Source organism: Streptomyces sp. NPDC029044 (genome assembly GCF_040637495.1).
Lineage (GTDB): Bacteria > Actinomycetota > Actinomycetes > Streptomycetales > Streptomycetaceae > Streptomyces.
The window spans coordinates 41,397-53,409 of the sequence record NZ_JBEZWN010000017.1; the positions used below are offsets into that span (position 1 = coordinate 41,397).

Consider the following 12,013-nt stretch of genomic DNA (forward strand, 5'->3'; position numbering starts at 1 on the left):
TCACTCCTGGTGCGGTGGTGCGGGTTCCGGGCGTTGCTCCCGGACACTTCGCCGCCCGCGGGCCCGCCGGATGCGCGAGGCGCTCCGGCGTCCGCCGGTGCCCTCGGACGCGGCCCGCGCGATGTTGCGCGCCATGCCGCCGAACACGACGGCGTGGAACGGGGCGACGCTCCACCAGTAGGCGTGGCCCAGCAGGCCCCGCGGATGGAACAGGGCCCGCTGCCGGTAGCGGGTGCGGCCCTTGTCGTCGGTCTCGGCGTACATCTCCAGCCAGGCGAGCCCGGGCAGCCGCATCTCGGCCCGCAGCCGCAGCAGACGGCCGGGTTCGATCTCCTCGACCCGCCAGAAGTCCAGCGAGTCGCCGACCCTGAGCCGCTCGGTGTCACGCCGTCCGCGGCGCAGCCCGACCCCGCCCGCGAACCGGTCCAGCCAGCCCCGCACCGCCCAGGCCAGCGGGGAGGAGTACCACCCGTTGTCGCCGCCGATGCCCTCGACGACCCGCCACAGCGCCGCCCGGGACGCCTCGACCGGCCGCTGCCGTTCGTCCTGGTAGAGGCTGCCGCCCGCCCAGTCCGGGTCGGTGGGCAGCGGGTCGCTGGGCGCCCCGGGCACCGACGCCGAGGACCAGCGCGTGGAGACCTGCGCCTCGCGCACCCTGCGCAGCGCCAGGGCCAGCGCCTCGTCGAACGGCAGCGGCCGGCCCGGGGCGTCCGGCACGTACCGGGCGATGTCGTGGTCGCCGCAGACGACCTCGTGCCGCAGCGACTCGGTCAGCGGCCGGGCGAGGGAGGCGGGCACGGGGGTGACGAGTCCCACCCAGTGGCTGGACAGCCGCGGGGTGAGGACCGGGACCGGCACGATGAACCGCCGGGGCAGTCCGGCGACGGCGGCGTAGCGCAGCATCATGTCCCGGTAGGTGAGGACGTCCGGGCCGCCGATGTCGAAGGCCCGGTCGACGTCGTCCGGCATGGTGGCCGACCCGACGAGGTAGCGCAGCACGTCCCGCACGCCGATGGGCTGCGTGCGGGTGTGCACCCAGCTGGGAGTGACCATGACGGGCAGCCGTTCGGTGAGGTAGCGCAGCATCTCGAACGACGCCGAGCCCGAGCCGATGACGACGGCGGCCCGCAGCACCGTGGCGGGCACGGGCGAGTCGAGGAAGATCTCCCCCACCTCGGCCCGCGACCGCAGATGCGGGGAGAGCGACTCCTCGGGGACGTCACGGGGCGTGAGCCCGCCGAGGTAGACGATCCGCCGTACGCCGGCCGCCCGGGCCTGCTCGGCGAAGATCCGGGCGGCGGCGCGGTCGGTGTCCTCGAACCGGGAGCCGGAGCCGAGGGCGTGCACCAGGTAGTAGGCGACGTCGACCCCGCGCATCGCCGGGGCGAGCGACTCCGGGTCCGTGACGTCCCCCCGGACCGTCTCGGCGTGCGACGCCCAGGGGTGGTCGCGGAGTTTGCCGGGGGAGCGGGCGAGGCACCGGACGCTGTGGCCCTCCTGGAGCAGTTCCGGCACCAGGCGCCCGCCGATGTATCCGGACGCCCCGGTGACCAGGCAGTGCAGCCGCCGCCCGTCCGTCGCCATGGTGTGCCTCCGTCCTCCCGAGCCGTCGCCGCGCTGCCGGAGCGCGCCCGGCCCCGACGTGAACCCTTCCCGCTCGGGGCGCCCGGCGGATGCACGACACGGGTGACGCGGACGGTTCAGCCGGAGGGAGTACCGTCGCCGGACGCCGGCGGCCTGTCGCGGGCGAGGGCGCTCGGCCACCAGGCCCGGGGCCCGATGTCGATCATCAGGGCGGGCACCAGCAGCGAGCGCACCACGAGCGTGTCGAGCAGCACCCCGAAGGCGACGATGAACGCGATCTGCACCAGGAACGCCAGGGGGATCACCATCAGCGCCGCGAACGTCGCCGCGAGCACCACACCCGCCGAGGTGATCACCCCGCCGGTGGTGGTCAGGCCGCGCAGCACCCCCTGCCGGTTGCCGTGCCCGAGCGCCTCCTCCCGGACCCGCGACATCAGGAAGATGTTGTAGTCGACGCCGAGCGCCACCAGGAACACGAAGCCGTACAGCGGCACCGAGGCGTCCGTCCCGCCGAACCCGAGCAGGTGCTGGAAGACCAGCGCCGACACACCCAGCGTCGCCAGGAAGTTGAGCCCCACGGTCGCGACCAGCAGCACCGGCACGAGCAGGGAACGCAGCAGCAGCATCAGGATCAGCAGGATGACGGCGAGCACGACCGGCACGATGACCGTCCGGTCCCGGGCGGCGGTCTGCTGGGTGTCGTACTGCTGCGCCGTGTACCCGCCGACCAGTGCGTCGGCCCCCGGGACCGCGTGCACCCGCGCGCGCAGCCGCTCGACGGTCTCCTTGGCCGCGTCGCTGTCCGCGGCGGCCTCCAGGGTGGCGTCGATGCGCACCCGCCCGTCGACGGCGAGCGGCTCGCCCGCCCCGGGCCGTCCGGAGGCCGAGACGGCGCCAGCGGAGGCCACGCCCTCGGTGCTCCGCGCGGCGGCCGTCACCTCGGCGGCCCGGCCGGAGTCGGCGATGATGACGGCCGGGTTGCCGGACCCGCCGGGGAAGTGCTCCCCGAGCGTCGCCTGCGCGGACACCGAGGGCGCGTCGTTCACGAAGATCTCGTCGAGCGGCACGCCCTTGGAGGACAGGGACGGCGAGAAGGCCGCGAACACGGCGAGGACGAGCGCCGTCACCACCCAGATCCGCCGCGGCCGGGCGTCCACCGCCCCGGCGACCCGGCGCCACACGCCGCTGCCCCGCGCGGACTCCTGCGGCGGCTTGGGGCGGGAGGGCCAGTAGGCGGCGCGGCCCAGCAGTGCCAGCGCGGCCGGCAGGAAGGTGAGCGTGGCCAGCACGGCGCAGCCGATGCCGATGGCGCCGACCGGCCCGAGGGCGCGGTTGTTGGTGAGGTCGCTGGCGAGCAGGGCCAGCAGCCCGAGCGCCACGGTGGCGGCACTGGCGGTGATCGCCCCGAAGGAACGGCGTACGGCGGCCGTCGCGGCCCCGAAGCGGTCCGCGCGCAGGGCGAGTTCCTCGCGGAAGCGCGCGGCCAGCAGCAGGGCGTAGTCGGTGGCGGCGCCGATGACCAGGATCGACAGGATGCCCTGGACCTGTCCGTCGACCCGGACCACGTCCCGCTCCGCCAGCGCGTAGACCACCGCGCAGGCCAGGCCCAGGGCGAAGACCGACCCCAGGATGATCAGGAACGGCAGCAGGACGCTCCGGTACACCAGCAGCAGGATCAGCAGCACGGCGCCGAGGGCCACGCCGAGCAGCAGTCCGTCGATGCCCGCGAACGCGTCCGACAGATCGGCCTGACTGGCCGCCGGCCCGGCGATCCGGGCGGTGGTGCCGGGCACGGAACCGGCCGCCTCGCGCACCGCGTCGAGGACCGCCGGCAGTTCGTCGCCCAGGTCGGGCTTCAGCGGGACGACGGCCTGTATCGCCTCGCGGTCGTCGGAGAGCAGGGCGGGCGACGGGCGGCCCACGACGCCGGGTTGCCCGGCGAGCGCGGCCACGGCGCGGCCGGCCTCGGCCTGCCGCTCCTTCGTGAACCGCTCCCCGTCCGCCGTCCAGACCACGACGGCCGGCACGGTCTCGGCCCGGTCGAAGGCCGCGCGGGCGTCGAGCACCCGGGTGGACTCGGCGCTCCGCGGCAGGAAGGCGGCCTGGTCGTTGGTGGCCACCTCGCCGAGCTTGCCCGCGTAGGGACCGAGCGTTGCGCCCACCCCCAGCCAGACGAGCAGCAGAACGAGCGGTACGAGCCGCCGGGTCCGACGCTGTGCGGTACTCATGCGCATCCCAAGCCGTAGGTGGGGTCAGTCGGAGAAGAAGTAACTCACTCATAAAGTATCTCAATCATCGAGAGATACTACGCTGGGGGGATGAGCGGCTCCGGTGCACCCACGGCATCTCTTCCGGCGGACGACCCCACGGGGTTGCAGTCCTTCGCCGTTCTGCTGCGCCGGATGAACAGCGAGTTCAACCGCATCGCCCAGGAGTTCGCCCAGGCGCAGGGGCTGCACCTCACCGACATGCAGGCCCTGATCGCGATCCTCGACGCCGACTCCGACCCGGAGGCGGGGGGCGAGCCCATGACGCCGGGCCGTCTGCGCGGGCAGCTCAATCTCACGTCCGGCGCGGTGACCGCGTGCCTCGACCGGCTGGAGCGGGCCGGGCACATCCGCCGCGTCCGGGACGCCGGCGACCGCCGCGTGGTGCACCTGCACTACGCCGACGCGGCCAGGGGCCTGGCCCGGGACTACTTCCGCCCCCTGGCCCGGAGCACCGACGCGGCCCGGGGCCGGTTCGGCCCCGAGGAGCTGGAGGTGGTCGTGCGGTTCCTCGCCGAGATGAACGCGGAACTGGCCCTGCTCCGCCGGGACCCCGGCTGAGGGTCGACCACGTACGGGTCGGGGCCGGACTCGTACGAGTCCGGCCCCTGCGCTCAGGTCACTCGGGTCATGCAGGCCACCGAGGTCAGAACTGGAGCGCCCAGGCGTCGATCCGTCCGGTGTCGTAGCGGGCGTTGTCGCTCACGCGCAGCTTCCACGTGCCGTTCGCGGCCTCCGAGGAGGCGTTCACGGTGTACGTGGTGTCGATGTTGTCCGCACTGCCGCCGGTGCCGTACGCCTTCAGCGTGTACGCCGTGCCGTCGGGGGCGATCAGCTGGACCTGGAGGTCACCGATGTAGGTGTGGACGATGTGCACTTCCACGGCCAGGGCCGAGGGGGCGTTGCCGGAGACGCCGGAGACCGTCACCGGGGACTCGGCGGTGGCGTTGTCGGCGATGGCCTGGTCGGCGGTGTTCTCGAAGCGCGGGCCGGGCGGGGTGGTCGTACCGCCGCCGACGTGCAGGAGCCGGTTGGGCGAACCGGTGCCGGGGCTGGTGACGACGCCGGTGGTGGCGGCGGACGTCAGCGCGGCGGAGACCTGCGCGGGCGTGGCCGTGGGGTTGGCGGCCAGGTGCAGGGCGGCGGCCCCGGCGACGTGCGGGCTCGCCATCGACGTGCCGGAGATGGTGTTGGTCGCCGAGTCGCTCGTGCTCCAGGCCGAGGTGATGGACGAGCCGGGCGCGAACAGGTCCAGGACGGTGCCGTAGTTGGAGTAGCTCGCCTTGGCGTCGCTCGACGTCGTGGCCCCGACCGTGACGGCCTCGGTGACCCGTGCGGGGGACCGGGTGGAGGCGTTGGTGGACTCGTTGCCGGCCGCGACCACGAAAGTGACGCCGGAGGTGATGGCGTTGCGGACGGCCGTGTCGATGGCCGTGTCGCCGGGGCCGCCGAGGGACATGTTGGCGACGGCGGGCTTGACCGCGTTCCGGGCGACCCAGTCGATGCCGGCGACGACCTGCGCGGTGGTGCCCTGCCCGGAGTTGTTCAGCACCCGCACGCCGACGACCTTGGCCTTCTTGGCGACGCCGTAGGCGCTTCCGGCGACCGTGCCGGCGACGTGCGTGCCGTGGCCGTGACCGTCCTGGGCGGTGTTGTCGTTGTCGACGGCGTCGTAGCCGTAGGAGGCCCGGCCGCCGAAGTCGCCGTGGCTGATCCGGACGCCGGTGTCGATGACGTACGCGGTGACGCCCTCGCCGGCGGAGTCCGGGTAGGTGTACGAGCTGTTCAGCGGCAGGCTCTTCTGGTCAATGCGGTCCAGGCCCCAGGACGGCGGGCTCGGCTGCGTCCCGGAGACGGAGAACGTCCGGTTCTGCACGACGGAGGCGACGGCCGGGTCGGCGGCGAGACGTTTCGCCTCGGACTCGGACGCCTCGACCTCGTAGCCGTTCAGGGCCTTGGTGTAGGTCCGCTCGATGTCGGCGCCGTACTTGCGCGCGAGCGCGCGGCCCTCGGCGGAAGCGGCCTTCTCCGACTTCAGGGTGACGACGTAGCTGCCGGCGACGGCGTTCGCGGCGCCCTCGTACTGGATGCGCCCTTCGGTGGCGGCCGGGGCGGCGCCGGCGGGGAGGGCGGAGACGAGGCTCGCGACGAGCGCCGCGGTGGCCGTCGCGCCGAGCGCGGCCAGTCTTCGCCGGGAGGATCTGTGGGGAGTACGCATCACTGCCATCTGAGGGGTCCTCCTCAATCGGTGGTGCGCTGTGGGGTGTGGTGCACGCCCGTCGGTAGCCGCCGATGAGGCCATTGGGTCATGACCATGTCAAGCCAGCGGCTACTCCTGTGCGTCAGCGAAAGATTGAGGCCTCCACAGGAATTGCACAAGGGTCCTGCACGGACCGGCAGAACCCTCATGACACCCCGTCAGCCACGCAGACACTCCGCGGGAGGGGGGGGAACGACGGGGGCGTCGCCCCGGGACTGCGGGACGGTCGGCCGACCAAACCGGGGGGCCGGCCAGGCCGGGGGTACCGGCCAGACCGGGGGTACCGGCCAGGCCGGGGTACCGGCCCGGCCGATCGCGCCTCAGCCCGTGGAGGCCCGCTCCAGTACCTCCACCGGCAGCGCCCCACCCGCACCGATCACCTCGATGCCGAGCAGCCGCCCCGACGCGTCCACGTCGAGGAACACCTCGGCGTCCGTCCCCACCCCGTCGACGGGGATCTGCCGGACGGCCGCGCCGTCCGCGATGTGCTCGACGAGAGAGACATACGCGGTGTCGTTCTCGCGGTCGTACTCGATGTGCATGCTTCGCCTCTCGGGAACGGGCTCAGTTGCGGCCGACGGACACGACGTTGCCGGCCTTGTTGATCACGACCCAGATCTTGCCGGTGGTGTACTTCCACGTGCCCGGCGACTTGCCCTTGGTCTTCTTGCCGGTCTTCACCGTACGCGCGACCATCTCCTGGCTGATGCCGCGCTGCGCCATGCGCTGGGCCGCGTGCTTGGAGATGCTCTTGACACCCTGGGAGAGCAGCAGCCGCCCGGCGACGATCGCGAGCGGGATGAACCACGCCGGGTCCGCCACCACCGGGAAGGCCGTGCCCGGCCCCGGCCGTACGGTCTGCACGAGGGCGCCGCCCTCGACGCGGTACTCCGTGGGCACGGCCTCGCCGCGCGCGTCCTTCGCCCAGGGCGCGTCGAACGTGCCCAGGTACTCCTCACCGCGGGTGACCAGGACGGAACCGTCCTCCAGGGTCTCGGTGGCCGCGTCCGCCGGCAGGCCGAGCGGGAACCGGAACTCGGTCGGGGCGTCCGCGTCCTTGAGCGTGATCAGGGCGCGCACCCCGTCCCGGTTGGGCTGCACGGCCAGGTCGACGTCCTCGCCCGCACCCGGGTAGACGACCGTGCCGTTGGCGCTGGTCGTGGCCTGCGCGTCGGCGCTGCCGGGCAGGGTCAGGCGCAGCACGTCGGAGCCGTGGGCGAACTCCACGGCGCCGTCGGCGGTGGCCGGCGTGGTGATGCGGGCGACGGACGTCTCGTCGCCGACCTCCGCGCGGGTGGCTCCGCCGGCGACGGGCGTGCCGGGGACGAGGTCGGAGGTCCCGGTGACGCGCTCGACCGTCTCGGCCGCCTGGACCGCCAGGGACGAGCGGGAGCCCGCGTCGCCGGTCCCTGCGTGCGCGCCCGCGGCGGTCAGCAGCACCGCTCCGGCGGTGCAGCACGCCACCAGGATGCGGGAGTGGGTGCGTCGGCGTCGGGCGGAGCGGTCCTGGGTGTGGTGCATGTGCGTCCTCGCGTTGTGCTGACGGCCCGTTCGACGGGCCGGTCGTGATCGGCGTCCTGACGGATCGTGGCAGCGCGGCACCGGCCGGCGGCACCCGTCCGGGGGCGGGAACCGACCCCGCCGACCGGCGGGGTCCGGGCCGCCGTGTGGCAGGTGGCACACGGCACCGGTGCAACGCCGCACGGGGGAGGGACGTCGTAACGAACGGTGATCGCGCTGGGCGGGGGGCGGAAGTGATACGAGTCGCGGTGGTGGACGACGAGCCACTGGTACGCACCGGACTGCGCGTGATCCTCGGTTCGGCGCAGGACATCACCGTCGTCGCCGACTGCGCCGGCGTGGGCGCGGTGGAGGCCGTGCGGGACGGGCGGGTGGACGTCCTGCTGCTCGACATCCGCATGCCGGTCGTGGACGGGCCGGCCGTGCTGCGGCAGGTCGCCGCCCTTCCGCGACCCCCCGCGGTGGCGATGCTGACCACCTTCGACGCCCGTGAACACGTGGACGAGGCGCTGCGCCTGGGAGCGGCCGGGTTCCTGATGAAGAACACCGCGCCGGAGCAACTGATCGACGCCGTACGGGCGCTGGCCGCCGGTCGCCGGGTGCTGGCGCCCGAGGCGGTGGGGCAGGTGATCGACGGCTACCTGCTCTCCGGCCGCGACGAGGACGCCGTACGGCGTGTGCGGGCACTCACCGGCCGGGAGCGGCAGGTGCTCGCCCTGGTGGGGGCCGGGCTCAGCAACCGGGCCATCGCGAGCCGGCTGCACCTGGCGCACGGCACGGTCAAGGACCACGTGAGCGCCGTGCTGGCGAAGCTGGGCGGTCTCAACCGGGTGCAGGCGGCGGTCGTCGCGGACCGGGCGGACCTGGTCGAGAAGGGACCGGGGCGGCGATGAGCGGGGTGCCGGCGTCCGGGGCACCCCCGGCCGGAGAAGGGGGCGGCGGGCCGCAGACCCCCGGCGCCGTACGGCGGCTCGCCTCCGGCGCGCTCCCGGTGCTGGTCGCGCTGGTCGACGGACTGGTGGTCAACGGCCTCACGTCCGGGCACGGGACGTGGCTCGCGCTGGTCGCCGCCGGCGCGCTGCTGGTGCGGCGCCGGGCCCCCGAGGCGGCCGTGCTCGCCGGCCTGCCGGGGCTGTACCTCGGACACATCGCCTTCGCCCCGCTGATCGCGCTCTACTGCGTCGCCGTCCGGCGCGGGCACGCCCTCGTCGCCGTGGCGGGCGCGGCGGCGGTCGCGGTGGCCTGGTTCCTCCCCCACCCGGCGGCCGGCGTCTCCTCCCTCGCCCTCGACCGGGAGACCGCGCTGCTCGCCCTGGACTGCGTCGGTGTGGCGGCGGGCGTCGTCGTCCTCGGCCGGTCCGTCCGCTCGCGCCAGGAGCGCCTGCGGGCGGCGACGGAGCGGCGGGCCTGGGAGAACCAGGTCCTGACCGAACGGGTACTGGCCACCGAACGCAACCGGCTGGCCAGGGAGATGCACGACGTCGTCGCCCACAAGGTGAGTCTGATCAGCCTCCAGGCCGGTGCGCTGGAGGTGGGCCGGCCCGGGGACACGGACGTGCGGACGACGGCCCGCACGATCCACGAACTGTCGGCCCAGACCCTGACCGAACTGCGCCACCTCGTGGGTGTGTTGCGCACGTCGGGGGACCGCGACGCGCCGGGCGCACCGGGGGCCGGTCTTGCCGACCTCACGGAGCTGGTCCGCGACAGCGGCCTCGCGGTGGACCTCGACGTGTCGGTCCCCCCGGTCCCGCTGCCCGAACCGGTGGAGCGCGCCGCGTACCGCACGGTGCAGGAGGCGCTGACGAACATCCGCAAACACGCCCCGGGTGCGCGGGCGCGGGTACGGGTGCGCTGCGCGGCCGGCCTGCACGTCGAGGTGCACAACACCGCCCCCGGTCGCGTCGCCGACCGGCCGCCGATCCCCGGCGGCGGCCATGGCCTGGTGGGCCTGCGCGAACGGGCCCACCTGCTGGGCGGCGACTTCCACGCGGCCCCGGCGCCGGACGGCGGCTTCACGGTGCGGGCGGTCTTCCCGGTGGGGTGGACGGGCACCCCCTAGGGGCTTCGTCCTCCGCGAACGGCGCGGGATCGCCGAGCCACCCGGCCGTCATGGGGCGACGCGCACAGTCCAGGGCGAGTGGCGTGCGGCTCACGCCGGGGAAGCCTGGTCCAGGAAGCCCGTACGCCGTGCCGTGGTGCGAGGAGCGGCCGGGCGACCGTCACGGCGCGCAAGGCCCTCGGGCCGGCGGCGACCCCGCCCGCCCCGGGCGGGACGAGAGCCGGGACACCGCAGCGCAGGTGTGACGGCGGCCATAGCGGGGAGAAACCGCCTGCGTAAAGCCCTCAGGGCCACCATGTCATCACATCGAGTGATTCTCTGGCCTTTGCTTGCACCACGGAACCTACGGTTGCCACGCTGTTGCTGTCTGTACAACCTGATGGGAGCGGCCAGTGACATTCGGTGAGCAGCCGGCGTACCTGCGCGTCGCGGGTGATCTCCGCCAGAAGATCGTCGACGGTCAGCTGCCACCGCACACCCGCCTGCCCTCCCAGGCCAGAATCCGCCAGGAGTACGGGGTCTCGGACACCGTCGCGCTGGAGGCCCGCAAGGTGCTCATGGCGGAAGGCCTGGTCGAGGGCCGCTCCGGCTCGGGGACGTATGTGCGCGAGCGGCCCGTGCCCCGGCGCATCTCCCGCTCCGGCTACCGCCCGACGGGCGGGGCCACCCCGTTCCGCCAGGAGCAGGCCGACGGCGAGGGGCGCGGCACCTGGGAGTCCAGCAGCGAGCAGTCCGAGGCGAGTGTCGCGGTCGCCGAGCGGCTGGGCATCGAGCCGGGTGAGCGGGTCATGTGCACGCGGTACCTCTACCGCGAGGGCGGTGAGGCGATGATGCTCTCCACCTCCTGGGAGCCCCTCGCCGTGACGGGCCGGACGCCCGTGATGCTGCCGGAGGAGGGGCCGGTCGGCGGCATGGGCGTCGTCGAGCGCATGCGCGCCATCGACGTGATCGTGGACAACGTCACGGAGGAGGTCGGCGCCCGGCCCGGCCTCGCCGAGGAACTGCTCGTCCTGGGCGGCGTCCCCGGGCATGTGGTCCTGGTCGTCCAGCGCACGTTCTACGCCTCCGGCCGCCCGGTCGAGACGGCCGACGTGGTCATCCCGGCCGACCGGTACCGGGTCGCCTACCACCTTCCGGTCAAGTAGCCGGCGCTCACATCCGCCCCGCGGTGCGCTCCCCGAGCGCCCCGCTCACACCGTCTCCGCTCGGACCTTCGCGGGACGGGGTGGCGCGGGTCCCGGGGGCGTTCGTCATGTGCCCAGGTCGACGGACGTGTATGCGGTATGCCTCCGGCTGGTTGCGCCGAGGTACGTGGGCGGCGCGTTCGCCGCTGTGCGCCCCCTTCGTTCTGGCTGGTTGCGTACCTCTTTGTGAAAAGCCGTATTCGCTCCGTGAAGGTTAGGCGTAGGGTCGGGCATATGCGCATTGCGGTTTCCTTAGCGGGTGGGGCACGGCACAGGCCGCGGGTGGGAAGTGGAGGGGCGCGATGAACGACAGCACGGTCACTCTTCCCTGGCTCGTGATACGAGAGGACGACAACGGCAACCGCTACCGCGTGGGCCGTTACGCGACCCGGGCCGAGGCCCAGAAGATCGCGGACAGCCTCGACGGTCGCGGCCACAAGCAGCTCTACTGGGTCGAGCGGCTCGGCCAGAACGGGCCGGCCGTGGCGCACGACTGACCCCGTGGGAGCACCCGGGGAGGTGACCGGAGGCCCGTGGGGCTCCCGTAGGCTCCCCGCATGAGTGAGCGGATCGTCGTAGGGGCCGCGCTGGTCGAGGACGGCCGGCTGCTGGCCGCCCGGCGCAGCGCGCCCGCCGAGCTGGCCGGGCGCTGGGAGCTGCCCGGCGGCAAGGTCGAGCCCGGCGAGACGGCCGACGCGGCGCTCGCGCGGGAACTGCGTGAGGAACTCGGCGTCGACGCCGAGGTCGACGGCCGCGTCCCGGGGGAGTGGCCCCTCAGGGCGCCCTACGTCCTGCACGTGTGGACCGCCCGGCTGCGACCCGGCTCCGCACTCCCCGAGCCCTTGCAGGACCACGACGAACTGCGCTGGCTGGGCCCCGGCGAGGTCTGGGACGTGCCCTGGCTCGACCAGGACGTCCCGGCCGTACGGCAGGCCCTCGCCCACCTGATGGCCGTCGACGGCCTCGCCCCCCGCGGTCCCGGCCCGGACGTCCCGGGAGGGCCCGGCGCCTGAAGCAGGCGGGGGGCGTGCGGCCCGATCGCAGGGTCCTCGGGAGCGCCCCCTACGCCTTTCGTGTCACTGTGCGCTGCCCTGCGCGGTACTCCGCCCTGGATATCGGGTATGTGCCTATTAAC

General features: G+C 73.9%; 11 protein-coding genes. 6 read left to right on the top strand and 5 right to left on the bottom strand.

The features are described from left to right. Together AB0E85_RS16620 and AB0E85_RS16625 are read right to left on the bottom strand one after the other, a co-directional pair. Nucleotides 1-1,584 carry an SDR family oxidoreductase gene (locus AB0E85_RS16620; protein ID WP_361927177.1) on the bottom strand — a complete coding sequence of 528 codons (1,584 nt, stop codon included), beginning with the start codon at nt 1,582-1,584 and terminating at the stop codon, nt 1-3. A 116-nt stretch (nt 1,585-1,700) separates the two neighbouring features. Then, on the bottom strand, nt 1,701-3,812 hold the full coding sequence (locus AB0E85_RS16625) for an MMPL family transporter (RefSeq protein ID WP_361927180.1): 2,112 nt from the start codon (nt 3,810-3,812) through the stop codon (nt 1,701-1,703). A 90-nt stretch (nt 3,813-3,902) separates the two neighbouring features. Here AB0E85_RS16625 and AB0E85_RS16630 point away from each other — a divergent pair, with 90 nt between their 5' ends. Then, the gene (locus AB0E85_RS16630) at nt 3,903-4,412 is read left to right on the top strand and encodes a MarR family winged helix-turn-helix transcriptional regulator (protein WP_361927183.1); all 510 of its coding nucleotides are present in this window, start codon (nt 3,903-3,905) and stop codon (nt 4,410-4,412) included. A gap of 85 nt (nt 4,413-4,497) precedes the next feature. Here the strand turns inward: AB0E85_RS16630 and AB0E85_RS16635 are convergent, their stop codons facing one another. The 3 genes from AB0E85_RS16635 to AB0E85_RS16645 all read right to left on the bottom strand — a co-directional run bounded on the left by AB0E85_RS16635 (nt 4,498) and on the right by AB0E85_RS16645 (nt 7,632). Then, nucleotides 4,498-6,078: a S8 family peptidase gene (locus AB0E85_RS16635; RefSeq protein WP_361927186.1), complete on the bottom strand. Its 1,581-nt coding sequence runs from the start codon at nt 6,076-6,078 to the stop codon at nt 4,498-4,500. Between the two features lie 353 nt (nt 6,079-6,431). Beyond that, nucleotides 6,432-6,653, bottom strand: coding sequence for a DUF2283 domain-containing protein (locus AB0E85_RS16640; protein WP_361927189.1), 222 nt, complete (start codon nt 6,651-6,653; stop codon nt 6,432-6,434). 22 nt (nt 6,654-6,675) lie between these two features. Beyond that, nucleotides 6,676-7,632, bottom strand: coding sequence for a DUF4258 domain-containing protein (locus AB0E85_RS16645; protein ID WP_361927192.1), 957 nt, complete (start codon nt 7,630-7,632; stop codon nt 6,676-6,678). Between the two features lie 233 nt (nt 7,633-7,865). Here AB0E85_RS16645 and AB0E85_RS16650 point away from each other — a divergent pair, with 233 nt between their 5' ends. The 5 genes from AB0E85_RS16650 to AB0E85_RS16670 all read left to right on the top strand — a co-directional run bounded on the left by AB0E85_RS16650 (nt 7,866) and on the right by AB0E85_RS16670 (nt 11,891). After that, nucleotides 7,866-8,525, top strand: a complete 660-nt coding sequence (locus tag AB0E85_RS16650) for a response regulator transcription factor (RefSeq protein WP_361927194.1) — start codon at nt 7,866-7,868, stop codon at nt 8,523-8,525. Continuing rightward, on the top strand, nt 8,522-9,694 hold the full coding sequence (locus AB0E85_RS16655; RefSeq protein WP_361927197.1) for a histidine kinase: 1,173 nt from the start codon (nt 8,522-8,524) through the stop codon (nt 9,692-9,694). The genes AB0E85_RS16650 and AB0E85_RS16655 overlap by 4 nt, the downstream gene beginning before the upstream one ends. Before the next feature lie 392 nt (nt 9,695-10,086). After that, on the top strand, nt 10,087-10,839 hold the full coding sequence (locus AB0E85_RS16660; protein ID WP_062928885.1) for a GntR family transcriptional regulator: 753 nt from the start codon (nt 10,087-10,089) through the stop codon (nt 10,837-10,839). A 341-nt stretch (nt 10,840-11,180) separates the two neighbouring features. Continuing rightward, nucleotides 11,181-11,375, top strand: coding sequence for an SPOR domain-containing protein (locus tag AB0E85_RS16665; protein ID WP_033311135.1), 195 nt, complete (start codon nt 11,181-11,183; stop codon nt 11,373-11,375). Nucleotides 11,376-11,435: 60 nt separating this feature from the next. Then, the gene (locus AB0E85_RS16670) at nt 11,436-11,891 is read left to right on the top strand and encodes a (deoxy)nucleoside triphosphate pyrophosphohydrolase (protein ID WP_361927200.1); all 456 of its coding nucleotides are present in this window, start codon (nt 11,436-11,438) and stop codon (nt 11,889-11,891) included. The last annotated feature ends 122 nt before the right edge of the window (nt 11,892-12,013 follow it).